Origin of the sequence: Sphingomonas sp. OTU376, from assembly GCF_038440415.1 — a bacterium.
In the GTDB taxonomy this organism is placed as follows: domain Bacteria; phylum Pseudomonadota; class Alphaproteobacteria; order Sphingomonadales; family Sphingomonadaceae; genus Sphingomonas; species Sphingomonas kyeonggiensis_A.
The window spans coordinates 12,978-37,570 of record NZ_JASATQ010000028.1 but is presented as its reverse complement, the minus strand read 5'-3'; the positions used below and the strand labels follow the sequence as shown (position 1 = coordinate 37,570).

At 67.8% G+C, this 24,593-nt stretch carries 28 protein-coding genes; 20 read left to right on the top strand and 8 right to left on the bottom strand.

Features of this window, described 5'->3' with window-relative positions:
- Positions 1-3: 3 nt before the first annotated feature.
- Genes AAHM44_RS13405 through flgB form a run of 7 tightly spaced genes read right to left on the bottom strand, consistent with a single transcriptional unit; the run spans position 4 to position 5,100 of the window.
- Positions 4-702 (bottom strand): flagellar basal body L-ring protein FlgH, encoded by a 699-nt coding sequence (locus tag AAHM44_RS13405; RefSeq protein ID WP_269573397.1) that lies wholly within the window; start codon positions 700-702, stop codon positions 4-6.
- Between the two features lie 11 nt (positions 703-713).
- Positions 714-1,502, bottom strand: coding sequence for a flagellar basal-body rod protein FlgG (flgG, locus tag AAHM44_RS13400; protein WP_184163091.1), 789 nt, complete (start codon positions 1,500-1,502; stop codon positions 714-716).
- A 15-nt stretch (positions 1,503-1,517) separates the two neighbouring features.
- Positions 1,518-2,261, bottom strand: coding sequence for a flagellar basal-body rod protein FlgF (gene flgF, locus AAHM44_RS13395; RefSeq protein ID WP_184163088.1), 744 nt, complete (start codon positions 2,259-2,261; stop codon positions 1,518-1,520).
- 26 nt (positions 2,262-2,287) lie between these two features.
- A complete protein-coding gene (locus AAHM44_RS13390) occupies positions 2,288-3,595 on the bottom strand; it encodes a flagellar hook protein FlgE (protein WP_269573398.1) in 1,308 nt (435 codons plus the stop codon).
- Between the two features lie 27 nt (positions 3,596-3,622).
- On the bottom strand, positions 3,623-4,330 hold the full coding sequence (locus tag AAHM44_RS13385) for a flagellar hook assembly protein FlgD (protein WP_342250275.1): 708 nt from the start codon (positions 4,328-4,330) through the stop codon (positions 3,623-3,625).
- A gap of 2 nt (positions 4,331-4,332) precedes the next feature.
- Positions 4,333-4,743 (bottom strand): flagellar basal body rod protein FlgC, encoded by a 411-nt coding sequence (flgC, locus tag AAHM44_RS13380; protein WP_269573400.1) that lies wholly within the window; start codon positions 4,741-4,743, stop codon positions 4,333-4,335.
- A gap of 3 nt (positions 4,744-4,746) precedes the next feature.
- Positions 4,747-5,100, bottom strand: a complete 354-nt coding sequence (flgB, locus tag AAHM44_RS13375; protein ID WP_269573401.1) for a flagellar basal body rod protein FlgB — start codon at positions 5,098-5,100, stop codon at positions 4,747-4,749.
- A gap of 210 nt (positions 5,101-5,310) precedes the next feature.
- Here flgB and AAHM44_RS13370 point away from each other — a divergent pair, with 210 nt between their 5' ends.
- From AAHM44_RS13370 to AAHM44_RS13330, 9 genes are all read left to right on the top strand, one after another.
- Complete coding sequence (locus tag AAHM44_RS13370; protein WP_446745988.1) at positions 5,311-5,979, top strand: motility protein A; 669 nt, start codon at positions 5,311-5,313, stop codon at positions 5,977-5,979.
- Positions 5,976-6,482, top strand: coding sequence for a flagellar motor protein MotB (locus AAHM44_RS13365; RefSeq protein ID WP_342250274.1), 507 nt, complete (start codon positions 5,976-5,978; stop codon positions 6,480-6,482). Before AAHM44_RS13370 ends, AAHM44_RS13365 begins: the two co-directional genes overlap by 4 nt.
- A 53-nt stretch (positions 6,483-6,535) precedes the next feature.
- A complete protein-coding gene (locus AAHM44_RS13360; RefSeq protein WP_342250273.1) occupies positions 6,536-7,078 on the top strand; it encodes a flagella basal body P-ring formation protein FlgA in 543 nt (180 codons plus the stop codon).
- A gap of 69 nt (positions 7,079-7,147) precedes the next feature.
- Positions 7,148-7,435 (top strand): flagellar biosynthesis anti-sigma factor FlgM, encoded by a 288-nt coding sequence (gene flgM / locus AAHM44_RS13355; RefSeq protein ID WP_342250272.1) that lies wholly within the window; start codon positions 7,148-7,150, stop codon positions 7,433-7,435.
- Positions 7,432-7,743, top strand: coding sequence for a flagellar protein FlgN (locus tag AAHM44_RS13350; RefSeq protein ID WP_269573406.1), 312 nt, complete (start codon positions 7,432-7,434; stop codon positions 7,741-7,743). The genes flgM and AAHM44_RS13350 overlap by 4 nt, the downstream gene beginning before the upstream one ends.
- A gap of 86 nt (positions 7,744-7,829) precedes the next feature.
- Positions 7,830-8,717, top strand: a complete 888-nt coding sequence (locus AAHM44_RS13345; protein WP_269573407.1) for a lytic transglycosylase domain-containing protein — start codon at positions 7,830-7,832, stop codon at positions 8,715-8,717.
- A gap of 15 nt (positions 8,718-8,732) precedes the next feature.
- Entirely contained in the window at positions 8,733-10,805 is a 2,073-nt protein-coding gene (gene flhA, locus AAHM44_RS13340; protein ID WP_269573408.1) for a flagellar biosynthesis protein FlhA, read from the top strand.
- Between the two features lie 29 nt (positions 10,806-10,834).
- A complete protein-coding gene (locus tag AAHM44_RS13335) occupies positions 10,835-11,566 on the top strand; it encodes a sigma-70 family RNA polymerase sigma factor (protein ID WP_269573409.1) in 732 nt (243 codons plus the stop codon).
- 138 nt (positions 11,567-11,704) lie between these two features.
- Positions 11,705-13,060, top strand: a complete 1,356-nt coding sequence (locus AAHM44_RS13330; RefSeq protein WP_342250271.1) for a M28 family metallopeptidase — start codon at positions 11,705-11,707, stop codon at positions 13,058-13,060.
- 269 nt (positions 13,061-13,329) lie between these two features.
- Here AAHM44_RS13330 and AAHM44_RS13325 read toward each other — a convergent pair whose 3' ends face one another.
- The gene (locus AAHM44_RS13325) at positions 13,330-14,148 is read right to left on the bottom strand and encodes a flagellin N-terminal helical domain-containing protein (protein WP_269573411.1); all 819 of its coding nucleotides are present in this window, start codon (positions 14,146-14,148) and stop codon (positions 13,330-13,332) included.
- Between the two features lie 222 nt (positions 14,149-14,370).
- On the opposite strand from AAHM44_RS13325, the gene AAHM44_RS13320 reads away from it, so the two are divergent.
- From AAHM44_RS13320 to fliN, 11 genes are all read left to right on the top strand, one after another.
- Positions 14,371-15,630, top strand: coding sequence for a sigma-54 interaction domain-containing protein (locus AAHM44_RS13320; protein WP_269573412.1), 1,260 nt, complete (start codon positions 14,371-14,373; stop codon positions 15,628-15,630).
- Complete coding sequence (fliE, locus tag AAHM44_RS13315) at positions 15,627-15,995, top strand: flagellar hook-basal body complex protein FliE (RefSeq protein ID WP_184163048.1); 369 nt, start codon at positions 15,627-15,629, stop codon at positions 15,993-15,995. The genes AAHM44_RS13320 and fliE overlap by 4 nt, the downstream gene beginning before the upstream one ends.
- 3 nt (positions 15,996-15,998) lie before the next feature.
- Entirely contained in the window at positions 15,999-17,687 is a 1,689-nt protein-coding gene (gene fliF / locus AAHM44_RS13310) for a flagellar basal-body MS-ring/collar protein FliF (RefSeq protein WP_342250270.1), read from the top strand.
- Positions 17,684-18,700, top strand: coding sequence for a flagellar motor switch protein FliG (fliG, locus tag AAHM44_RS13305; RefSeq protein WP_184163042.1), 1,017 nt, complete (start codon positions 17,684-17,686; stop codon positions 18,698-18,700). Before fliF ends, fliG begins: the two co-directional genes overlap by 4 nt.
- The gene (locus AAHM44_RS13300) at positions 18,693-19,424 is read left to right on the top strand and encodes a FliH/SctL family protein (protein WP_269573414.1); all 732 of its coding nucleotides are present in this window, start codon (positions 18,693-18,695) and stop codon (positions 19,422-19,424) included. The genes fliG and AAHM44_RS13300 overlap by 8 nt, the downstream gene beginning before the upstream one ends.
- Entirely contained in the window at positions 19,418-20,746 is a 1,329-nt protein-coding gene (locus tag AAHM44_RS13295; protein WP_269573415.1) for a FliI/YscN family ATPase, read from the top strand. The genes AAHM44_RS13300 and AAHM44_RS13295 overlap by 7 nt, the downstream gene beginning before the upstream one ends.
- On the top strand, positions 20,739-21,164 hold the full coding sequence (locus AAHM44_RS13290; RefSeq protein WP_269573416.1) for a hypothetical protein: 426 nt from the start codon (positions 20,739-20,741) through the stop codon (positions 21,162-21,164). The genes AAHM44_RS13295 and AAHM44_RS13290 overlap by 8 nt, the downstream gene beginning before the upstream one ends.
- Before the next feature lie 7 nt (positions 21,165-21,171).
- The gene (locus AAHM44_RS13285; RefSeq protein WP_342250269.1) at positions 21,172-22,698 is read left to right on the top strand and encodes a flagellar hook-length control protein FliK; all 1,527 of its coding nucleotides are present in this window, start codon (positions 21,172-21,174) and stop codon (positions 22,696-22,698) included.
- Positions 22,699-22,716: 18 nt separating this feature from the next.
- Positions 22,717-23,346: a flagellar basal body-associated FliL family protein gene (locus AAHM44_RS13280; RefSeq protein ID WP_269573418.1), complete on the top strand. Its 630-nt coding sequence runs from the start codon at positions 22,717-22,719 to the stop codon at positions 23,344-23,346.
- A gap of 81 nt (positions 23,347-23,427) precedes the next feature.
- Positions 23,428-24,300 (top strand): flagellar motor switch protein FliM, encoded by an 873-nt coding sequence (locus tag AAHM44_RS13275; protein WP_269573419.1) that lies wholly within the window; start codon positions 23,428-23,430, stop codon positions 24,298-24,300.
- On the top strand, positions 24,297-24,593 hold the full coding sequence (fliN, locus tag AAHM44_RS13270) for a flagellar motor switch protein FliN (RefSeq protein WP_184163020.1): 297 nt from the start codon (positions 24,297-24,299) through the stop codon (positions 24,591-24,593). Before AAHM44_RS13275 ends, fliN begins: the two co-directional genes overlap by 4 nt.

Sequence of the window (24,593 nt, the reverse complement as noted above, 5' to 3'; positions counted from 1 at the left end):
GGCTTAGAAGGGGCTGATCACGGAGAAGAACCGGCTCAGCCAGCCCTGGCGGCTGGCGCGGGCGACATCGCCCTTGCCGGTATAGGCGATGCGGGCATCGGCGACGCGCGTGGAAAGCACGCGGTTGTTCGCGTCGATGTCCGCCACGCGCACGATACCCTTGATCTGGACGAACTCGTCGCCGCGGTTGAGCGTCACGCGCTTCTGGCCCTGCACCAGCATCGTGCCGTTCGGATAGACCGCGGCAACCGTGACGCTGATCTCGCCCGACAGCGCATTGGCCTGGTCGGCGGTGCCGGTGCCGTTGAAGTTGCGCTTGCCGCTCACGCTGGCGTCGCTTTCCTTGAACAGCGACAGCGCACCGGTGCTCGGCGGGGTCAGGCCGAAGCCGCCCGAGCTGTCGAGCTTGGTGCCGGCCGACTTGGACGCTGCGGTCTTCTCGACCAGCAGAATCGACAGCGGGTCACCCACGCGGCGCGCGCGCTGGCCTTCGTAGAGCGCGGCATAGCCGTCGTTCACCTGGAAGATGCCGCCATTGGCCGGCGCCGGCGTCGCGGGTGCGGCGCTGGGAAGCGTCACGGAGAAATCCTCCTTTGGCTTCTTCTTGCCGATCCCGAGGAACTGGGCCTGGGCCGGCGTCGCGGCGAAGGCGAGCCCGGCGGCGGTCAGTGCGGCGGCGGCGATGCGGGTGAGATGCGTCATGATCCGTCGCCTCAGATGTTCTGGTTGACGTATTTGAGCATCTCGTCGGTCGCCGAGATCATCTTCGAGTTCACCTCATAGGCGCGCTGGGTCTCGATCATATCGACCAGCTCCTCGACGACGTTGACGTTCGAGCCTTCGAGCATGCCCTGCCGGATCGTGCCGCGGCCATCGACGCCGGCATTGCCGAGCGCGACCGTGCCGCTTGCCGGCGTCTCGATCAGATAGTTGTCGCCCACCGCCTGCAGGCCCGCCGGATTGGGGAAGCTGGCGATCTGGATCTGGCCGATCTGGGTGAGGTCGGTCTGGTTCGGCATCTGCGCCGAGACGGTGCCGTCGGTGCCGACGGTGACCGAGATCGCGCCCTCGGGAATGGTGACGCCCGGCATCACCTGATAGCCCTCGGAGGTGACCAGCTGGCCTTCCGCCGAGCGCGAGAAATTGCCCGCGCGGGTATAGCCCAGGCCGCCGCCGGGCAGCTGGATCTGGAAATAGCCATTGCCGTCGATCGCCATGTCGAGGCCGTTGCCGGTCGTCTGCAGCGATCCCTGGGTCTCCAGCCGCTGCGTGCCCTGCACGCGCACGCCGGTGCCGAGGTTGAGGCCGGTCGCGTACTTGGTCTCAGCCGTCGAGGCGGCGCCAGGCGCCGTGACCACCTGATAGGCGAGCGTCTGGAAGCTGGCGCGGTCCTTCTTGAACGCGGTCGTGTTCACGTTCGCGAGGTTGTTCGAGATGACCCGCATGCGCGTATCCTGGGCGTCGAGACCCGTGCGCGCGATGTGCAATGCTGCCGAACCCATCGGTCTTACTCCCTATCAGGACGGCATCCGCATCAGCGATGCGGTGCTCTCGTCCATGTTCTTCGCTTCCTTGAGCAGGTTGGCCTGCACTTCGTAGGCGCGCTGGTTCTCGATCATGTCGACCAGCGCCTGTGTCAGATTGACGTTCGACTGCTCGAGCGAACCCGAGGTCACCTTGGCGTCCATGTCCTCGGGCAGCACGCCGCCGCCCTTCACATGGAGGAGATTGTCCAGCCCCTTGACGGTCTGCGAACCGTCGGTGCTGACCAGCTTGATCTTGTCGACCACCTGCGGCTGCGTCGGATCGCCGCCACGCGGCACGATCGAGACGGTGCCGTCCTCGGAGATCGAAACCTTGTCGGCGGGCGGCACGGTGATGGGGCCCCCCGACCCCATCACCGGGAAACCGTCGCCGGTTTCCAGCACGCCCGAGGGCGCGATCTTCAGATCGCCGCGCCTCGTATAGGCTTCGCTGCCGTCGGTCGCCTGGACGGTCATCCAGGCATCGCCGTTCACGGCAACATCGAGCGGGTTGCCGGTCTGGACGATCGTGCCCTTGGTGCGGTCGATGTCGTTGACTTCTTCCGCCGCCAGCTGGCGCGAATCCATGCCCGTACCCTGGAGGACCAGCCGGTCGAAGCTGACGCGCTCGGCGCGGAAGCCGATGGTCGAGGCGTTCGCGATGTTGTTCGCGATCGTCGCCTGCGACTGCATCTGGCTCCTGAGCCCAGACATCGCGGTATAGACAAGCCGGTCCATGGGTTGCTCCTCCTCAGCCGATCAGATCAGCTGCGGATGTTGAAGATGGTCTGGGACATCTGGCTGGCGGTATCGAGCGCCTTGGCATTCGCCTGGAAGTTGCGCTGCGCCGCGATCAGATTGACCAGCTCCTCGGTGATGTCGACGTTCGAGCGCTCGATCGCGCCCGACATCAGCCCGCCGAACCCGTTGGTGCCCGGCTCGCCAAGGCGCGCATCGCCCGAGAAGCCGGTGGCGGCCCAGGTCGAGTTGCCGAGCTGGCGCAGGCCCGCATTGTTGGTGAAGCTGGCCAGCACGACCTTGCCCAGTGCCTGGGTGTCGCCGTTCGAGAAGCTCGCGGTCACGGTGCCGTCGTCGCCGATGGTCACGCCTTCGATCTGGCCGACGGGCGAACCGTCCTGCTTGGTCGAGTTGAGGCTGAACGGCGAACTGACCTGGGTGGTGCCCTGGGTCAGGTCGAGCTTGAGTACCTGCTCCGAAGTCGCGCCCGGCGCCAGGAAGCCCATGAAGGTCACGGGGGTGGTGGGCTCGGAGAGCTTGCCGGTGCTGTCGAACTTCAGCTCGAACTGCGAGATCGTGTTGGGATCATCGCCGGCGTTCAGCTGCTGGTCGCCGACGAACGAATAGACCTTCCAGCTGCTGGTCGCGTCGGTGTCGCTCGGCTTGGTCTCGCGGACGAAATAGTTGGTCAGCGTCAGCGCGTTGCCGTTCGCGTCATAGACCGTGGTCTGGACCGACTGGTTGTAGGTCGTCGGGTCGAAGCGGTCGAACTTGTATTCGGTGCTGTCGAACTTGACGTTGTCAGCCGGGAGCGCCGAGCCGGCGTTGAGGTTGAGGCCGAGCTTGACGTTCTCGGTGGCCTGCGGCGTGCCGCTGGTCTGCGGCAGGCGCAGGCTGACGGTCGAGGAAAGACCGGTCGCGACCACCGCGCCCGAGCCGTCCACCGGATAGACCTGCAGCTTGTTGCCCTGGGCGTCGACCACATAGCGGTCGGCATCGACCTGGAAGCTGCCGTTGCGGGTGTACGCAACGCCGTTGCCGCTCTTCTCGTCGCCCTTGACGATGAAGAAGCCGTCACCCGAGATCGCGACGTCGAGCGCCGAGGACGACTGGGTGAAGCCACCCTGGCCGAACTGCTGGCGCACTGCCTTCACGACCACGCCCGAACCGACCATCTGGGTCGGGTTCATGTTGGCGGTCGACGCGATGACGTCGGCGAACTGGGTGGTGCTCTTCTTGAAGCCGTTGGTCTGCACGTTCGCGAGATTGTGCGAGATCGTCGACATGTCGGTCTGCGCTGCCTGCAGGCCGGAGAGCGAAGTGAAGAAGGACATTTTCCGTTACTCCTTGGAAAAACTGGTTCAGCCGACCTGCCAGACGGCGTCGGTGGAAACGTTGCCGATGCCCGGAAGCGTCAGGAGCGGCTTGCCGTCGGATCCCATCGAGACGGCGGTGACGGGCGCCCAGACCAGCGGATAGGCCTTGACGTTGCCGGTGCCGTCGGTGGCGGTGACGCTGACGGTGAACGGGCCGTTGCCGGCATCTTCGCCGGCATCGGTCTTGCCGTCCCAGTCCCAGGCGACCGCGCCCTTGGTCTCCTTGCCCATCTCGATCGTCTTGACCGCGTTGCCGTTGGCATCCTTGATCGACACCGTGACGTTGGTCGCGTCCTTCTCCAGCGCGACGGCGCCGGCGAGGCCGCCGGTGGTGCGCGGATAGGCGGTCGAGCCCTGGACCAGCACGGTCTTGCCGACATAGCCGATCGCGTCGTTGAGCGTGGAGGTGCTCAGCTGGCTGGAGATCGACTTCAGCGTCGAGCTCATCTCGGTGATGCCGGAGAGCGACGAGAACTGCGCCATCTGGGCGACCATCTGGCTGTTATCGACCGGCTCGAACGGATCCTGGTTCTTCAGCTGGGCCGTCATCAGCGCCAGGAAGTCGGATACGTCCATGTCGGTCTTGCCGAGGTTGGAGGTGTCCTTGGTGTCGAGCGTGGTGCCGCTCGTGGTGCTCGTGGTGTTGTACCGCGAGATGCCCAGTCCGGCGAGGGTAGTATCGAAATCACTCATGATCAGCGGCCCAGCTTGAGGGTGTCGATGATCAGCGACTTGGCGGTCTGCATCACCTCGACGTTGTTCTGGTAGTTCCGGGCGGTCTCCATCATGTCGACCAGCTCCCGGGTCTCATCCACGGCGGCTTCCCAGACATTGCCGTCCTTGTCGGCCATCGGGTTGCCGGGATCGTAGCGCTTGGTCGGCTCGGAGCCCGCGGTGACGACCTGCTCGACATCGACGGTCGACATCCCGCTCGCCTGGTCGAAGGCGGTGCGGAACACCGGCTTGATCGTGCGATAGGCGGCTTCGGCACTCGACGAGACCGTGCCGACATTGGCCAGGTTCGAAGCCGTGGTGTTCATCCGCACCAGCTGCGCGCTCATCGCGCGGCCGGAGACCTGGAAGATCGAAAGCGGCTGGTCGCCCATTTCTTATTCTCCCTTCAGCGCGCGCGTGATCTGGCCGATGCGGCCGTTCAGGAACGACAGCGTCGTCTGATAGGCGACGGCGTTTTCGGCGAAGGCGGTCTGCTCGGTGGTCAGCTCGACGGTATTGCCGTCGGCCGAGGGCTGGAGCGGCACGCGGTAGAGCGTGTTGGCGTCGATCGCGGTATCGATCGAGCCGGTACCGCTGGTCGCGCTGTTGAGCGCGGCGCGGAAGTCCACGTCCTTGGCCTTGTAGCCCGGCGTCGATGCATTCGCGATGTTCGATGCCAGCATGCCCATGCGCTGCGAGCGCACGGCGAGCGCTGTGCCATGTACGCCGAAGAGGTTGTCATTGGGCATTGCACGTCTCCCGCACAAAAGTTCGGTGGGGTCCTTGCAACCGTCGTGCCAAATTGCCCGGAAGGGCGAAAAAACCGCTATTCCCCTCAGGAACGGCAAGGGGCGGCAAGGTTTTGCCGGTGTGTCGGCACGGGGTTGCCGGTCGGGGCGGGGCAGGTTGCCGGGCTCTGAGGCGCACGCAATTGGCCCGCCTCTTGCACCCATGCGGGCATGGATATGAATGTGCTTCCCGAGCTCGGGACTTTCCTCGATCCGCTCGCGCTCGCCATTGTCGGCGGGGGCGTGGTGGCGGGCACCGTGCTGCGCAACGCGTCGGGCGATCTTGCCCGCGGTGTTGTCGCGCTGGGCCAGTTGCCGCGTCGCCGCTTCGATGTCGAGCCGCTGGTCGCCCAGGTCTCGGCGCTCGGCCGGATCGCGCGGCGCCACGGCGTGATCGCGCTCGATCGCTCGAAGATCGAGGATCCGGACATCGCCGTCGCGGTCGCCGCGATCGTCGATGGCGCGAGTGCCAAGGACGTCGAGACCCTGCTCGAGCAGCGCCGCTGCGCCCGGTTCGAGCGGCATCGTGGCGGCTGGGAAGTCTGGTCGGGCGCTGCCGAGCTTGCGCCGGCGATGGGCATGGTCGGCACGCTGATCGGCCTGGTCGGCATGTTCGCCGCGATGAAGGACCCCCAGGCGATCGGCGGCGCGATGGCCGTGGCGCTGCTCGCGACGCTCTATGGCGCGCTGCTCGCGAATCTTGCACTGCTGCCCGTCGCAACGCGGCTCAAGCGCCGTGCCCGGCATGAGGCGCAGGAGCGGCTCCGCCTCCAGCCGGCACTGGCCACGCTTGCCGGGATCGAGCCGGGCAGCGGTACGCTCAAGGAGATCGCGGCGTGACCGTGTTCGACGACGAGGAGCCCACGCGCGCGCCCTGGCTGGTCACCCTGGCCGATCTGTCGCTGCTGCTCGTCGGCTTCTTCGTCTTCCTCCAGGCCAGCCAGGTCGATCCGATGAAGCTCGCCGCGGGCATCCGTTCGGGCTTCGGCGCGAGTGAAAGCGTGGCAGTGCCGGCGCCGATGCCGGTCGATATCGCCACTGCAACCGGCTTCGCACCGGGCTCGGCCGTGCCGGTCGATACGGCCTCAGCGCTCGAATGGGCACGCAGTGCTGCGCGCGATCCGCGTACCCGCCTGCGCATCACCGGCGAAGTCGATGGGTCGGCGCAGGACGTCGATCCGGCCACCGGCAGCGGGCCGATCCTGGCTGCCGATCGTGCCCGTGCGGTCGCCGCGCTGCTCATCCGCGAGCATGCGATCGATCCGTCGCGCATCGTGATTTCCACCGGGCGCGGCCAGCGCCGCGCCGTCCTCGCCCTCGGCTTTGAAGGGGGGCGGCAATGATTTGCCGTCCGGCAATTGCCGCCCCTTGCCGCTCTTTCCACAAGGAGAAGAAGATGCTCCTCGCCATTGCCATGATCGCCGCCGCGCCCGCCGGCGCGCAGGATTTCCAGTCGACTGCGGTGCTCGATACCGTCGTCGCGCAGTTTACCGGCAAGTCGGTCGGCGAGCAGGGTGGGGCGATCGCGCCGATCGATGCGCGCCTGAAGCTCACCCGCTGCGCCGCGCCGCAGCTCGAATGGCGCAGCGAGGGTCATGACGCGGTCGTGGTCCGCTGCATGGCGCCGGCCTGGAAGATCTTCGTTCCGGTCGCGGCCGTGCCCCGGCCCAAGGCTGCCCTGCCCGCGCCGATGCCCGCCAATATCGTCGTCCGCCCGCCGGTGGCGGTGAAGGCCGAGCCGGTGATCAAGCGCGGCGATGCCGTCACGGTCGAGGCGGGGTCGGAGGGCTTCTCGATCTCGCGCCAGGGCGTCGCGGTGAACGACGCGCCCGCCGGCGGCCGGATCAGTGTGAAGGTCGACGACAAGCAGCCGCCGATCCAGGCGATCGCGATCGAGCCCGGCCGCGCGCGCCTGCCGGGCTATGCCGAGGGTGGCTGAAATTTTTCGGTAAAGTTTCGCGTGCGGCGGCCGTTTGAAGGGCTGCAGGCATAGCGAGGATTGCAGGCAATGGTGGAATCAATCGGCACGAAGGCAGGCGCGGTTACCGACCGTCGCACTGTGCCCGTTGAACCCGCTGCCCGGGTCGCTTCGGTGCGTCCGGTGGCAAGCGACACGCCGGCGGTGCAGAGCGCCGCGGCGGATATAGCGAGCAGCGAGGCGGCCCAGCCGCCGGTCGATGCCGAGCGCGTCGCCCGGATCCGCAAGGCGATCCAGGAGAAGCGCTTCCCGCTCTATCCGGCCGAGATCGCCGACCGCCTGCTCGCGTACAAGCTCGAATGGAAGCCGAACCAATGACCCGGCGCGACGCGCTCATCCAGGTGATCGAATGCCTCCATGCCGAGATTGCGGCGCTGAAGGCGAGCGATGTCGCCGGATTGGAAAAGGCCACCCAGGCCAAGCTTGCCGCGATCGACACGGTGGCACTCTATGACGGCGAGGCTCCGGGCCCCGAGATCCGCGAGCTGGCGGCGGAAGCGCACAAGCTCAACGAGACCTGCCGCATCTATGTGAACCTGATGGCGGCAAATGTTCGCCGCCGCCTGCAAATCCTTTCCGGTCAGCAGGCGCCTTCCTACAAGGCCGGCGGCTACGCCCTCGCCTGAGCGGGCGTCCCTAACCCGCATTAACCAGAACTGGCACGGTACTTGCTCCGATAGCCCCGAATAAGGGCAATCCGGATCAGGACCAGATGAGCGTCACTTCGGTCAATACCAGGGCAAGCGTCCAGACGGCGATCGCCGCGGCGAGCCGCAAGACCGGCATCGACTTCAACTATCTGCTCGGCCAGGCACAGGTCGAGAGCGGGTTGAAGGCGGACGCGCGCGCCGGCACCTCCTCGGCGACCGGCCTCTACCAGTTCATCGAGCAGAGCTGGCTCGGCGTGGTCAAGCAGCACGGCGCCGAGCACGGCCTGTCCTGGGCCGCCGACAGCATCAAGCAGACCAGCACCGGGCGCTATGTGGTGAGTGATCCCGCCGCCCGCAGCGCGATCCTCAACCTGCGCAGCGATCCGCAGACCGCCTCGCTGATGGCCGCCGAGCATGCCGCCGACAACAAGGCGTCGCTCGAGGACAGCCTTGGCCGCCCGGCCACCGGCACCGACCTTTATATGGCGCACTTTCTGGGCCTGGGCGGCGCCGACAAGTTCCTGAGCGCGATGGCGGAGAGCCCGGGCCGCACCGGCGCCAGCATGTTCCCCGCCGCCGCACGCGCCAATCGCAGCGTGTTCTACGCTTCGAACGGCCAGCCGCGCACGCTTTCGGAGATCTACAGCCGCTTCGCCGGCAAGCTCGACCAGGGCGCTGCCGCAGGCGGTGCCAGCGGCCTCGCCTCGGACGGCCTGGATGGCAGTTTCAGCGCCGCCGCCCGCGCCTGGAGCGATGGCGACAATGAAGTCGTACTCGGCAACGGCGCTGTCGATAGCGACCGGCACTGGGTGCAGAACACACTCGCCCAGCTCAATGTCTCGCAGGGCGCCAATGCCAGCGATCCGCTCGGCCGCCGCATCGATCCGCTGCGCCCGACGCCGGAAAACGCCCGCCTCGCCTATCTCATGCTCGCGAACCTGGGAGCGTAACCCCTAGTGTCTGCCATGTCGCTTCCCGCAGGCGCAGTGCCCGCCGCCAAGAGCTTCGCGCTGCCCGGCGCGATCCTGTTGCTCGTCGCGCTGATGGTGGTGCCGATCCCGGCCTTCCTGCTCGACGCCTTCTTCATCCTCAACATCATGATCAGCCTCGCGGTGCTGATGGTGGCGCTGAACGCGCAGAAGCCGCTCGACTTCTCCGCCTTCCCCACCGTGCTGCTGTTCGCCACGCTGTTCCGCCTCGGTCTCAACGTTGCCTCGACCCGCGTCGTGCTGGTCCATGGCCATGAGGGCGAAAGCGCCGCCGGCCATGTGATCGAGGCGTTCGGCACCTTCATGATCGGCGGCGACTATGTCGTCGGTCTGGTCGTGTTCGCCGTCATCGTCATCATCAACATGATCGTGGTGACCAAGGGCGCCGGCCGCGTCTCCGAAGTGTCGGCCCGCTTCACCCTCGATGCCCTGCCCGGCAAGCAGATGGCGATCGACGCCGATCTCAATGCCGGCCTGATCACTCCCGACGATGCCCGCGCCAAGCGCCTCGAAGTCTCGACCGAAGCCGATTTCTACGGCGCGATGGACGGTTCGTCCAAGTTCGTGAAGGGCGATGCGATCGCCGGCCTGCTGATCCTCGCGATCAACGTGGTCGGCGGCCTGATCCTCGGCGTCGCCAGCCACCAGATGGCGGTGGGCGAGGCAGCCTCGACCTATGTCCTGCTCGCCATCGGTGACGCGCTGGTCGCCCAGGTTCCGGCGCTGCTGCTCTCGATCGCGGCCGCCGCCATCGTCACCCGCGTCAAGTCGAGCGACGATCTCGCTGGCCAGATCGGCAGCCAGTTCGCCAGCCACAAGACCTGGACCCCGGTCGCGGTCATCCTCGGCCTGCTCGGCGTCTTCCCGGGCATGCCGCATTTCCTGATGCTGCCGGCCGCCGCGGGCGCGGGCTTCGCCGCCTGGCACCTCCGCAAGGTTTCGCTCCGTCCGAAGATTGTCGCCGCGCCCCCGGCCGAGCCGACCGACCTGTCGAAGATCGGCTGGGACGAAGTCACCGACAACATGCAGGTGATGCTCGACATCGGCTACGGCCTGGTGCCGCTGGTCGACGAGCGTCGCGGCGGCCCGCTGATGGGCCGGATCACCGGGGTGCGCCGCCAGCTCTCCAAGGAGCTCGGCTTCGTCGTCCCGCAGGTGCGCGTGCGCGACGACATCAACCTCGCGCCCTTCACCTATCGCATCGTCATCGGCGGCGTCGTCATGGCCGAGGACAATGTCTCGCCCGACGAGGTGCTGGCGATCGACACCGGCCAGGCCGCCGGCCGCCTCCAGGGCAAGCAGGTCAAGGACCCGACCTTCGGGCTCGACGCGATGTGGATCGCCCAAGGCGATTCGGATGCTGCGATCGGCCTTGGCTATCTCGTCGTCGATCCGGGCACGGTGATCGCCACGCACCTCAACCAGTGCCTGATCCAGAACGCGTCCGATCTGCTCGGCGCCGATGAGGTCCAGTCGCTGCTCGAAGGGCTCAAGGAGCGCTCGCCCCAGCTGGTCGCGGCGCTCACCCCGGCGCCGGTGCCGCTCACCACGCTCACCCAGATCCTGCGCGGCCTGCTCGCCGAGAGCATCCCGCTCAAGGAATTCCGTCGCATCGCCGCCGCCATCGCAGTCGCCGCCCAGCGCACGCTCGATGCCGAGGAGCTGATCGAGCTGATCCGTCCCGAGCTCGGCCCGCTGATCATCCAGCGCCTGTGCGGCGTGCGCGAGCCGCTGCGGGTGATGACACTCGAAGGCCAGCTCGAAGCGCTGCTCGGCCAGGCGGTTCGTTCCGATCCGTCGCGCCGCCACACGATCGAGCCCGATCTCGGCCGCCGCATCGCCGATGCGCTCCAGCGCGCCGCCCAGCCGCTAATCGCCGAGGCCAAGCCCTTCGCACTTGTCGTCCAGCCTTCGATCCGCATCGCGATCCGCAAGCTCGTCCGCAACGTCCTGCCCGACACGCCGGTGATGAGCTTCTTCGAAGTGCCCGAGGACAAGGCCGTCGAAGTCATCGCCGTGATCGGTGCGCCGGAGGCGCTGCCCGCATGAATGCTTTCACCCCAGGGAAACTTGACGCCATGGCATCACTGGCTCTCTCGCCCCTAGTCTATACGCCGACCACGCCGCATCGCGATCCGGAGGCGCTGGTGCGCAAGCACCTGCCGCTGGTCCGCCGCATCGCCTGGCACATCCATGGTTCGATGAGCTCGCTGGTCGAGGTCGAGGACCTGATCCAGGTCGGGCTGGTCGCGCTGATCGAGGCGGCGGGGAGCTTCGAGGATCGCGGGCAGGTGACCTTCGAGCAATATCTCGCCACCCGGCTGCGCGGCGCGATGATCGACGAGCTGCGCCGCCAGGCGACGACCACGCGCGGGGCGATGCGCCGGCGCAAGGCCTATCAGGAGGCGGTATCGGTGCTGACCCAGGAGCTGGGCCATGCGCCCGATGACGACCAGGTCGCGGCCAGGCTCGGCGTCACGACCGAGAAGCTGCGCACCGACTATGCCAATGCCGAGGCGGTGCGCTTCGATTCGATCGACGACACCTATTCGGACGAGAGCCCCTGGTTCATGTCCGACGAGCCCAATGCCTTCGACCAGCTCGCCGAAAGCGACCAGCGCCAGGCACTGATCGCTGCGATCACCGAACTCCCCGAGCGCGAGCAGCAGGTGATCCAGCTCTATTATGTCGAGGAACTGAACCTCGAGGAGATCGGCCAGGTGCTCGGCGTCGGCGCCGCGCGCATCTGCCAGATCAAGGCCTCGGCGCATGCGAAGCTGAAAAAGGGCCTCGCGCGAAGGCTGACATAATCCGTCATCCCGGCTTTCGCCGGGATAACTGTGCTGCGGCGCCAAATCGTAACTTTCGAAACTTTCCGCCCGCGCCCCGCTTGCGCGGCCCCGGCGCATGCCGCACACATCCGCCCCGAACAATTCGGGGGATTTCACGTGACCAAGCATCTGTTCCTGGCCGGCGCGCTGGCGTTCGCAATGACGGCCTCGCCGGCGCTCGCGCAGGACAAATGGACCGTCCGCCCCGAATGGGTCCGCGCGCATGAGAGCTTCCTTGCCAGCGATGCGTTGCAGGGCCGCGGCAGCGCCACCCGCGATGAGGCGATCGCCGCCGCTTATGTCGCCTCGCAGTTCGAAGGCTATGGGCTCAAGCCGGCGCCGGGCATGCCCGGTTATCTGCAGCCCGCGAAGATCATCCGCTATGCGGCCGGCGGCCCGGCGACGCTGACGATCGGCGGCAAGCCGGCGGCAGCGCCTACCGTGCTGGTCGGCTCGGTCGATCCGGTCTCGGGCACTTCGGCGGTGTTCGACGGCGAGGATCCCGCCAAGGTCCCGCATGTCGACGTGCTGTTCGTCACCGGCGGCAAGGGCTCGCCGATGGCGCTGGTTCGCGCCGCCACTGCCGTGGGCGTCAAGCTGGTCATCGTCCGCGAGAGCGAGATGACCCAGAACATGGTCAAGGGCCTGGGCGGCAAGCCGCGCCTGCCCGCCGGGCTCGAGGGCAAGGCGCCGCCGAGCTACGCCGCGCTCGCGACTTTGCCCTCGGCCGATTTCGACAAGGCGATCGCCCTGGCCGGCGCGCCCGTCAGCTTCGTGCTGCCGGTGGTGAAGGAAGAAGCGATCACCACCAATGCGATCGGCTGGCTGCCGGGCAGCGATCCCAAGGCGGGCGTGATCCTGGTCAGCGCGCATCTCGATCACCTCGGCGTGCGGCCCGACGGCACGATCATGCACGGCGCCAATGACGATGCCTCGGGAACCACTGCGGTGCTCGAGCTCGCCCGCGCCATGGCCGCGGCGAAGCAGACCAAGCGCGGTCTGCTGTTCGTCGCCTATGGCAGCGAGGAGATCGGCGGCTATGGCTCCAGCTATTTCGGCGATCACCCGCCGGTGCCACTCGACCAGATCGTCGCCAATATCGAGATCGAGATGATCGGCGCGCAGGATCCCAAGCTTCCCGCCGGCACGATGATGATGACCGGCTTCGAGCGCTCGACCCTGGGCGAGACGCTCAAGGCGCATGGCGCGCTGGTCACTTCCGATCCCTATCCGGACCAGCATTTCTTCGAGCGTTCGGACAATTATTCGCTCGCGGTGCGCGGGGTGGTGGCGCACACCATCTCGGGCTGGGCGGTCACGCCCAACTATCACACCGCGCAGGACACGCTGGAGAATCTCGACATCGCGTTCATGACCCGCGCGATCCAGTCGCTGGTTGCGCCGCTCCAGTCGCTGGCCAACAGCGCCGCCAAGCCTGAATGGAAACCGGGCGGCCGGCCGGAGAAGAAGTAAGCCCGGGCGTTCATCGGCTTTACGGTTCCCCAGCGCCCTATCGTCGGCGCTGGAACCTCTCGAACGACATTGCAACTGGGCCCCGGCCTTCGCCGGGAACCGGCCGATCCATCTCGACATTCCGGTCCGCGTGGAGCGCACGGGAACATGCGCAAAGAAAAACCCCGGTGGTACGCGACCACCGGGGTTCCCCATGCGCCCCCTTGGTATGGCAAGGGGTGACCGGCCGCGGCGCCTGTCAGGGGGGTGACACCCCGACCGGCACGCGCTTATCGGAGAAGCGAAAGAACCGTCTGCTGGCTCTGGTTCGCCTGGGCGAGCATCGCCGTCGAAGCCTGCGAGAGGATCTGTGCCTTGGCGAGCGCCGCGGTTTCGGTCGAGAAGTCGGTGTCCTCGATCCGGCTGCGGGCGTCGCTAAGGTTCGCCACGTTCGACTGCAGGTTGTTCACCACCGACTCGAGCTGGCTCTGGCCGGCGCCGAGGCTGGCGCGGGCGGTGTTCACGGTCTTCAGAGCGTCGTCGATCGTGGTCTGCGCGTCTTCCGCACCGTCCGCGTCCGAGATGTCGACCGCGACGGCGTCGTCGAGGTCGATGTCGCTGAAGTCCAGGGTCACCTTGTCGGCGGCGTTGGCGCCGGCCTGGATGGTGACCGAGCCCGAATCACCCGCAGTGCCGTCGAACAGGGCGACGCCGTTGAAGGTGGTGTTGCTCAGGATGTTGGTGATCTGCGTGGTGAGCGCGGTCACTTCGGTCTGCAGGTTGCTGCGGTCGTCGTCCGAATAGGTGCCCGAAGCCGACTGGACGGCCAGCTCGCGGATACGCTGCAGCATGTTGGTGACTTCGCTCAGAGCGCCTTCTGCGGTCTGCGCCATCGAGATGCCGTCATTGGCGTTGCGGATGCCCTGGTTCATGCCGCGGATCGACGCGGTCATGGTGTTGGCGATCGCCAGGCCGGCGGCGTCGTCCTTCGCGCTGTTGATGCGCTTGCCGGTCGACAGGCGCTCCATGGCAGTGCTCAGCGCCTTGTTGGCGCCGCTCGAAGCATTGGCGGCGCGCAGCGCCGCGGTGTTGGTCGCGATAACAGTCATGTTCGTTACTCCATGCTCGTCGGCTTCCCGCGTACCCCCCTGAACGGGAGCTCGGAGCCGCCAAGGCAAGGAACGGCCGGCTTTCGCCCGGCTTAAGCGAAAAATTTCGGCTCTACGTGCGCACGCGTAGACGCGCCCGGACCAAAGCGGTCTCGAAATGGGCAATTTTACGCGTCGTTAACCAGATTAGTCTCAAAAGGGGATGTGTCTCAGGGGGTAACAATGCGATCCATCCTTCCGTCGGCCGCCGTGCTTCGCCAGAAATATGCGCTCGTCTCGTCGCTGCGGGCCCAGGGCTTTGCGATCGGCGCGGGCGAGGACGGCCGCGCGAGCGCGCATGACCTGTTCCTGGTGGCGGAAGGCGAAGTGCCCCCGGCCGCCGCGCGCACGCTGATCCTCGGCGACGAAGGCCGCCAGGCGATCGCGTTCGGCGACGGCAACCCCGCCCGCCTTTCCTATACCTCGGACGACGCCGCGGTCGGTGCCGGCTTCGCGACCGCGCTGCTGCGCGGCCCGCACGAGCCCGTCGCCGCCGATCCCGAGAGCCTAGCGCTGCTCGCGCTGGCCGAGCGCGTCGCCGCATCCGACATCACCGTGCTGATCAACGGCCCGACGGGCACCGGCAAGGAAGTGCTGGCCCGCGCGATCCACCACAACTCCGCCCGCAAGGACGGGCCGTTCGTGGCGATCAACTGCGCGGCGCTGCCCGAGACGATGCTCGAGGCGATGCTGTTCGGCCACCAGAAGGGCGCGTTCACCGGTGCCTCCTCGGGCGGCCAGGGCTTCTTCCGCGCCGCGCATGGCGGCACCCTGCTGCTCGACGAGATCGCCGAGATGCCGCTTAACCTTCAGGCCAAGCTGCTCCGCGTGCTGCAGGAGCGCGAAGTCGTGCCGATCGGCGGGACCATGCCGGAGAAGGTCGACGTCCGCGTCATCGCCTGCGCCAACCGCGATCTGCAGGGCGAAGTCACCGCCGGCCGCTTCCGCGCCGACTTGTACTATCGCCTCTCGGTCTTCCCGCTCGCCACCCGCGCGCTCGCCGATCGCCCCGGCGACATCGCCGCGCTGTCGGCCGCGATGGTCGTGCGCCACGCCGGCGGCCGCGGCGCGATGCCGTGGATCTCGAACGCCGCGCTCGACGCGCTTCTTGGCCATGACTGGCCCGGCAATGTCCGCGAGCTCGAGAATGTCATCCAGCGCGCGCTGCTGCTCTGCGGCGGCCGCACCATCGATCCCGAGCACCTGATCTTCGACCGCCCCGTGGCGCGCCGTATCGAGGTCGAGACTGCGGGCACGCTGTCGAACATCGTCCAGATCCACGAATTCGCGGCGATCCGCGACGTGCTCGCCGAATGCGGCGGCAGCCGGATCGAGACGGCGAAGCGGCTCGGCATCTCCGAGCGCACCCTGCGCTACCGCCTCGCCAAGGCGCGCGAGCAGGGCGAGAGCATCGACTTCGGTAAGGCGAGGGCTTCGGCATGAGCGGCGTTGACGGTATCGGCGGCGGCGCGATGAGCGTCGATCGGGTCATGGCGCTCCGCGCCCAGATCCTCGAGCGCAACGCCGCGCTCGCCAAGGCCAACGAGACGCCCGCCGGCACGATCACCGGCGCCTCGGGCACCAAGTCGACCAGCTTCACCTCGTCGATGGAAGAGGCGTTCAAGCAGGTCAACCAGTCCCAGGCTCAGGCCGGTGCACTGTCCGAGGCCTATGAACGCGGCGAGACCGTGGACATCGCCAAGGTGATGCTCGCCCGCCAGCAAGCCTCGGTCGGCTTCGAGGCGACCCTGCAGGTCCGCAACAAACTCCTGTCCGCTTACAAGGACATCATGAGCATGCCGGTGTAATCCATGAGCAACGCCCTCACCTCCACCGATGCGCCCCTCCTGCCTGCCTCCGCGGGCCGTTTCGGCGCGCCGCTCGCCCAGATGCGCGGCATCCTCGCCCAGCCCGCCGTGAAGCGCGCGATGCCGCTGATCTTCCTGATCGGCCTGGTCGCCGCCGGCTTCCTCGCCTGGTCGCTGGTCTCGACCCCGCCGCAGCGGATTCTGTTCGCCAACGTGACCGATGCCGACAAGGCGGCGATCACCACTGCGCTCGACGGCGCCAGCATCAAGTCGAGCATCGACAGCTCGGGTTCGATCACCGTCGCCGAGGATGATTTCCACAAGGCCCGGATGCTGCTCGCCAGCCAGAACCTGCCCAAGGCAGCGCCTGGCGGCTACCAGATCCTCGACCAGCTCCCGATGGGCGTTTCCCGCGCCGTCGAGGGCGAGCGCCTGCGCCAGGCCCGCGAGACCGAGCTCGCCCGCTCGATCGAGGAGATCGATTCGGTCGCCGAGGCCCGCGTCCACCTCGCCACCCCCGAGGCCAGCGTCTTCGTGCGCGACAAGGCGCAGCCCACCGCTTCGGTGATCCTCAAGCTCCAACCCGGCCGCGCGCTCGGCGACGCGCAGACCCGCGCGATCGTCAACCTCGTCGCCTCGTCGGTCCCCGGCATGGCGCCGGAGGGTGTCACCATCGTCGACCAGATGGGTGCCCTGCTCTCGAAGAAGGGCGGCGACGCCAATTCGGCCAGCGACGCCCGCATCGACTATCAGCGCCGCATTGAGGACAAGTATCGCGAGCAGCTCGTCCAGCTGCTGACCCCGCTGGTCGGCGCAGGCAACTTCACCGCCGAAGTCCAGGCGGATGTCGACCTGGACGAGAACCAGGCGACCCGCGAAAGCTATGACAAGGAAGGCGCCGTCCTCGCCGCCGAGCAGGGCGCCTGGACCGGCTCCAAGGATGGCCAGGCTCCCGGCGGCATTCCCGGCGCGCTCTCCAACACGCCGCCGCCCGCCAGCACGATCACCGCGCCCAACGCCCAGCCGACGCCCGGCGCCGCTGCCGCGCCCGGTGCCACCACTGCCACCGGCGCCAGCCAGGCGACGCCGCAGAAGCAGAGCGATAGCTTCACCCGCACCTATGAGACCGGCAAGCAGGTCTCGGTCACCCGCCAGGCCCCGGGCGGCATCAAGCGCCTCTCGGTCGCTGTGCTGCTGCGCGAGGAATCGGGCAAGCCGCGCTCGCAGGTCGAGATCCAGCAGGTCACCCAGCTGGTCCAGGCTGCGGTCGGCTATAATCAGGGCCGCGCCGATCAGGTCACCGTGATCAGCCGCAAGTTCACCACCACTGCCGATGCCGCCGACAAGGGGCCGGCCTGGTATGACGCGCCCTGGGTTCCGCTCGCCGCGCGCAACGCCACTGCGCTGGTAATCGCGCTGCTCGTCCTCTTCCTCGGCGTCCGCCCGCTCACCAAGGCGTTGCTCAAGAAGCGCGAGGAGCCTGCCGGCGCCGGCAACCGTCCGGCGCTGTCGATGAGCGGTCCGTCCGGCGAGGAAGCCGGCCCGGGCGCCCCGCCGGTCTCGATCGACATGCTCGAAAGCGCCGGCAACAGCTATGACGAGCGCGTCGGCCTGGTCCGCGGCTTCACGCGCGACAATCCGGCCCGCGCCGCTCTGGCGGTGCGCGACATGATCAAGGCAGACGCGCAATGAACGCCATCCGCAGCTTCAACGGTGTCGAGCGCGCCGCGGTCCTGATGATGCTGGTCGGCGAGGAGGAGGCTGCGGCCATCCTCCAGAAGCTGGACCCGGAAGAGGTGCGTTCGCTCGGCAAGGCGATGTTCAACGTCGCCGATGTCAGCGAAGCCGAGGTCGAGATCGTCCTCGACGATTTCGTGTTCAAGGCACGCGAGCGCACCGGCGTCACCTTCGATCCTGCGCCCCGGATCGAGAGCATCATGAACAAGGCGCTCGGCCCCGAGCGTGCCTCGGGCGTGCTCGCCCGCGTCATGCCAGCCAGCCAGGCGGCCTCGATCGAATGGCTCGACTGGTTCGAGCCCGAGGAGATCGCCGGGATGATCGAGAACGAGCATCCGCAGATCGCCGCGGTGCTGCTCGCCAATCTCGATCCCGATATCGCCGCCAAGGTGTTCGAGCATCTGCCCGAAGCCGCGCAGCCGCAGATCCTGCGCCGCATCGCGAAGCTCGGCCCGATCCCGCCCGAGGCGATCGAGACCCTCAAGACGATGCTCCAGGGCCGTGCCGGCATGGGCGGCCGCAAGTCGAGCGGCGGACTCCAGCTCGGCGGCACGCGCGAAGCGGCCAAGATCCTGTCCGGCGCCCGCAAGATCACCGAGCAGCGCGTCATGCCCAAGCTCGCCAAGATCGACCGCGAGGTCGCCCGTGCGATCGAGGAGGCGATGTTCGTCTTCGACAACCTGCTCGAGCTGGACGACAAGAACCTGTCGACGCTCATCCGCAACATCGACACCACGATCCTGGTCAAGTCGCTCAAGGGCGTCGAGGAAGAGGTGCGCGAACGCTTCCTGGGCTGCATGTCGAGCCGTGCCGCCGATGGCATCCGCGACGAGATGGAATCGCTTGGGCCCATGAAGATGGCCGATGTCCTCGATGCGCAGAAGGCGATGATCGCCATCGCGCGCGGCCTGGTAAAGGACGGCACGCTGCAAATGCCGTCAAAGGGCGGGGACGACGACTATGTCTGAGTTCGCACCGGGCTTTTCCGGGCGGATACGCGCCGCCGAACATGTCCTGGCCCGCGCCTTTGGCGACGGGGTCGGCTTCGCGCCGTCGGAGGTCGACCGGATCGGCCGCCGTGTGTTCGAGGAAGCGCCGGCCCAGCCGCGCCACTTCGCGCCCGCCAATCCCCAGGCCAATCCCACCGAAGGCTGGGATCCCTTCGCCGCCGACACGCAGCACCATGTCGAGCCGGGCCCGTTCATCGATCCGATCGCCGCCGCGCATGATGCCGGTTTCGCGGAAGGCCATGCCGCCGCACTGGTAGAGGCCGATGCCGTCCGCGCGCGCGAGACGGCCTTGCTCGATCAGGTCTCGGCCGCGCTCGCCAGCGGTGCCCATTTCGATCGCGATCGCATGGCCGGCCAGCTCCGCCAGACCGTGCTCCACCTGGTCACCAGGCTGGTCGGCGAAGTCGGCGTCGCGCCCGATGTCCTCGCCACCCGGATCAACGCCGCGGTCGACCTGCTCGCCGACAGCGCCGAATCCGCGCTGCTTCGCCTGAATCCCGACGATGTCGCCTTCGTCCAGGGCAAGCTGCCCGCCAGCGTCTTCCCGGTCGGCGATCCGCATGTCCAGCGCGGCGGCTTCGTCATCGAAAGCGCCTCGACCATCGTCGAGGACGGCCCCGATCTGTGGCTCGAACAGCTCGCCCAGGCGATCGACCGCGTGCCGATTCCGCCCGCATGCTGAACCTGTTCGCCGAAGACTATCTGCAGGGGTTGGGCGGCAGCGATTTCGCCCCGCGCCCGCGCATCTCCGGACGCCTGTCCTCCTATGACGGGCTGCTGATGGAGGCGGTCGGCCTCCAGCTTCCCGTCGGCACGGTCTGCGCGATCGGCGATGGCGACAGTCGGGTCGAAGCCGAGGTGATCGGCTTCCGCGCCGGCAAGACCTTGCTGATGAACCTTGGTGGCCCCGCCGCCCTGCTCCCCAACGCCCCGGTCCGCCCGATCGGCGCGCCGGGCGAAGCGGAAGTCGGTGCGGCGATGCTCGGTCGTGTCGTCGATGGCTCGGGCAAGCCGATCGACGGGCTCGGCCCGATCCGCGGCGCGGGTAGCTGGCCGCTCGCCGGCAAGCTCCAGTCGCCCCTGGACCGTGGCCGCGTGCTCCAGCCGCTCGATGTCGGGGTGCGCGCGATCAACGGGCTGCTCACCATCGGCCAGGGCCAGCGCGTCGGCATCATGGCCGGCTCGGGCGTCGGCAAGTCGGTGCTGCTCGGCATGATGGTCCGCGCCGCCCAGGCCGACGTGATCGTCATCGGCCTGATCGGCGAGCGTAGCCGTGAAGTCGCCGATTTCCTCGAGACCAAGGTCGCCGGCGCCGCCCGTGCGCGCTCGGTGGTCGTCGCGGTGCCCGCCAATCATTCGCCGGTGCTCCGCATTCGCGGTGCCTTGCGCGCCACTGCCATTGCCGAGGCGTTCCGCGCCGAGGGCAAGAAGGTGCTGCTTATCATGGATTCGCTCACCCGCGTCGCCCATGCCGGCCGCGAGATCGGCCTGGCGCTGGGCGAGCCGGCATCCGCGCGCGGCTATCCGCCCTCGGCCATCGCGATGCTGCCCAGCCTGATCGAGCGCGCCGGCACCGACGTCCATACCGGCGGATCGATCACTGCGATCTACACGGTGCTGGCGGATGGTGATGACGGCAATGATCCGGTGGTCGATTCGGCCCGCTCGATCCTCGACGGCCATATCGTGCTCAGCCGCGCGCTTGCCGAACGCGGCGTCTATCCCGCGATCGATCTCGGCCCCTCGGTCAGCCGCGTGATGACCGATATCGTGCCCAGAGATCATGTCGCCGCCGCCCGCGTGCTGCGCCGCCATCTCGCGACCTATGAAGAGAATCGCGACCTCGTCCTGATGGGTGCCTATCGCGCCGGCGCCGATCCCGAGATCGACGCGGCGATCGCCTGCCACCCGGCGGTGATGGAATATATCCGCCAGGCATCCGACGAGATCGTCTCGCTGCCCGATGCCGTGACCGAGCTGGTCGGCGTCTTCGGTCATGGCTAGGTCGGTCAAGAAGCTCGACCGGTTGCTCCGCGTCCGTACGCTCCAGCTCGATCTGGTGCGCGCCGACGAGGTTCGTGCGCTCGCCAAGGTCGATCAGGAAGCGAAGCTTCGCGAGCGTATCGCTAACCTCGCCGCGAACGTCGCGCCCGCGCCCAGCGCTTCCGAATCGGCGTCGAGCCTCGCCGCCGCTGCGCATTTCCGCGACCGTCTCCACCAGTCCGCCTTTGCCGCCGACAAGCGGGTCGAAGTCGCCGAGCAGAGCCTGGAAATGGCCCGTGCCGCCACGCGTGAGGCGCGGCGCGACCAGAACGCCATCGAGAAGCTGATTACCCGTGCCGAAGCCGATGCCGCGCTCAAGGCATTGCGCGAGCTCGAGCAGCTTCCGCCCATGGGCAAAAATCGGCACGATATTTGCTGAGTACTCCGTGAACCAGTTTCACGGGGACCAGAAGTTGATCCAGCTCGCCACCGCGCTTCCCACTGTAACCGTAGGGCCCGTCAAGCCGAATGCCGCGATTTCCGCGGATGTGAGCGGCTTTGCGCTGGCCCTGGGAGCGCTGATGCCCAAGATCGCCGCGCCTGTCGCCGCTCCCCAGGGCAAGCCGGGCGAAGCGGCGGTCCTGGTGCCCGGCCGGCAGGATGTTGCCGAGTGCGGCAAGGAATTGCCGGATGCCGTGCTGGGCCTGGAGGGGCGCAGCGAGGAGCAGGCTGGCGCCGAGGCCGATGGCGGCGACAAGGATGCGAGCGCCGAGGACGCGCCACCCCCGCCTTTCGCCTGGTTCGCCACCGCAGCCACGCCGGCAGTCGAACCCGAGGCGCAGGCCGAGGTCGCGTCGGCGGTCACCGTCGAGGGAGGCGGCAAGCGCCATGCCCGGGCCGAGGTTGCGCTGCCGGAAATGCCGGCCGTCGATGCGCCGACAAAGGCGACCAGTGCCGAGGCGGCCGCCCCGCAGGTCGCCGCGCCGGCGGTGCCGCAAGCGAAGCCGGTGGCCGAAGCGGGTCCCGCCGTGCCTGCGCCGCGCCAGCCCGTAGCCGACGCTGTCGTCGCTTCAGGGCCCTCACCTGCTACGGGTCCCGCCGTGCAAGCCGCGCGCGCCGTGCCGGTCGATCCCGCCGTCGAAGCTGCCATGGCCACTGCCGTGACGACCACGATTGCGGACGCGGCCGCCGATGCCGGGCCGGTATCCCAGGCTCCGCTGCCCCAGGCCCCGCGCGAGCTGCGCCAGGCCGCGGCAGAGGCGCCGGTAGTGCGGATCACGCTCGACAAGCCGGCGGTGCCGCAGAAGCTGTCGATCGCCGATGTCACACCGGCTGAGGCGCAAGGCGCTGCTATCGCGTCGCCGTCGGTCGCGGATCAGATCTTCGCCGCCTTCGATCGCCCGCGCACGCAGGGCAGTGCGACCGTCGCAGGCGATCCGCAATCCGCGCTTTCCACGCTCGCCGCGCCGACGACCGGTACCCAGACCACTTTCGCCGTTGCAGCCGCCGGTCAGGCACAGGATGCGCCGCTCGACACGCAGCATCAGGAATGGACCGCGAAGATGCTCGATCGGATCGAGGCGCTGCGCGATGCCGCGCCCGTCCGCGAGACCAAGATCAGCCTGATGCCCGAAGGGCTCGGCAAGGTCGATATCGCGATCCGCCAGGACGATGCCGGGCTGCATGTCCAGTTCAGCACCGATACCCAGTCGGCGCGCCAGCTGATCGCCGACGCCCAGCCCAAGCTTGCCGAGATCGCGCAGGAGCGCGGCATCCGTATCGGCTCGACCAGCGTCGATACCAATGCGGCCGGCTCCAATGGCGGCGGCACCGGTACGAACACCGCCAGCTCGCAGATGAATCAGGGCCAGCGCCAGGATGCGCAGCCCCAGCGCAACCAGCCTTCGGCGCCGCTGCCCGGTCAGCGGCGCGAGGCGTCCTCTTCCACCAGTCAGGATGAACGGGTCGCCTGAGGCCCGCGGAGATAGATGATGGCCGATATCAAGGATGCGGGCGCCACCGAGGCGCCGAAGAAGAAAAAGAAGAACCTGCTGCTGCTCGTCGGCCTGCCGGTCGTGCTGCTCGGCGGCGGCGGTGGCGCGGCCTTCTACGGCATGCAGGCGGGCTGGTTCAGCGCTGCGGCGCACGCCGAGGAGAAGGACGAGCCGCATCTCGTGCCCAAGAGCGACGAGAAGCGCGCCTCGATGAAGGAAGGCGGCGAGGGCGGCCATGGCGGTGAAGAGGGCGGCGAGGCCCCTGGCCATGGCGGCAAGCCGACGCCCAAGGGCGAAGGCGGCGACAAATACGCGTCGAGCTATTATCCGATGGAGAAGGAGTTCACCTCCAACCTCCAGGACAGCGTCCATTTCGTCCAGGTCGGCATCGCGGTGTCGACGCCCTATGACGAGCGCGTCCTCGAGAACATCAAGACGCATGAGATCGCGATTCGCTCGGCGGTGCTGATGGCGCTGGGCGAGACGACCGAGGACGAGGTGTTCACGGCCGAGGGCAAGCGCCACATCCAGGACCGGCTGGCCAAGGCAATCAACGGCGTTTTGAAGGAAAAGGAAGGTTTTGGCGGGGTTAGTAACGTCTACTTTACCAATTTCATCGTTCAGTGAACGGGCATGGTTAACAGCCCTTCACCAGACGGCTCGGCCGATCGGCGGGAACGCCCCCGGACCAGCGCGGAACACGCGCCGGTGCTGGGGACGGCCAACCTGAATCCGTTCGGCGACCTGGTCACGCTGCAGCATCTCAGCGCGCGCCTGGCCAAGTCCCTGAAGGGCAGTTTCGAAGGGCTGCTGCGCAAGGACCTGCGTGCCTGGGCAGAGCCGCTCTCCGTCCAGCGCTTTGCCGACTATAAGGCCGAGCGGGGCGGAATGCTTTCCGCCTGGCAGCCGATGGTGATGGGCAATGCCCGTGCCCGCGCCCAGTTCGTGCTCGAGGCCGGGCTGGTCTTCGAGATGCTCGATGCATTCTTCGGCGGCGACGGTGAAGCACCCAATCCGCTGCCGAATGAGTTCACGCCCGCGGCTGAAGCCCTGGTTGCCCGGCTCGCCCAGTCCAGCGCGCTGCTGCTCGACAAGGCCTGGGAGCCGCTGTCGCGCATCGCCTTCCGGGCCGAGGGCGCATCCAATCTCGCCGCCGCGCCCGATCTCGGCGCCGACGACCCGGTGGTGGTCACGCGCTTCGGCCTCGCGGCCGGCGAGGACCGCCCGCATTTCTTCGACATTCTCTATCCCGTCGCCGCTTTGAAGCCGCATGGCGCCGCGCTGATGGTCAAGGTCCACGGCAACAAGGACGAGGTGGAGCCCGAATGGCGTTCCGGCCTCACCCGCGCGGTGATGGCGGTGACGCTGCCCGTGCGCTCGGTCCTTGCCGAACCGATCATGCCGCTCGGCCGCCTGCTCGAGCTCAAGGAAGGCGACGTCATCCCGATCGATTTCGGCCCCGAGGTTCCGGTGATGGTGGCGAAGCGCCGCCTCGGCACCGGCCTTGTCGGCACCGCCAACGGCCGCGCCGCGGTCCGCCTCACTTCGCTCGAACCGCTCAACGCAGAGGACTTCCAATGAACGACATGACGGCCTCCCTTCAGGTCGATACTGCCGTCGCCGCCAATTTCCGGCTGCTGCAGGATGTCGACGTCAAGCTCACCGTCGAGATCGGTTCGACCCGGCTGACCCTGCGCGAGCTGCTCGCGCTCGGCGAAAGCAGCGTGATCGAGCTCGATCGCGAAGCCAATGAGCTGCTCGACGTGTTCGTCAACGGTACGTTGATCGGCCGCGGCGAAGTGGTCACGGTCGGCGAGAAGTTCGGCGTGCGGATGACCGAGCTGGTCAGCCCGGACAAGCGCGCGGCGCGTTGA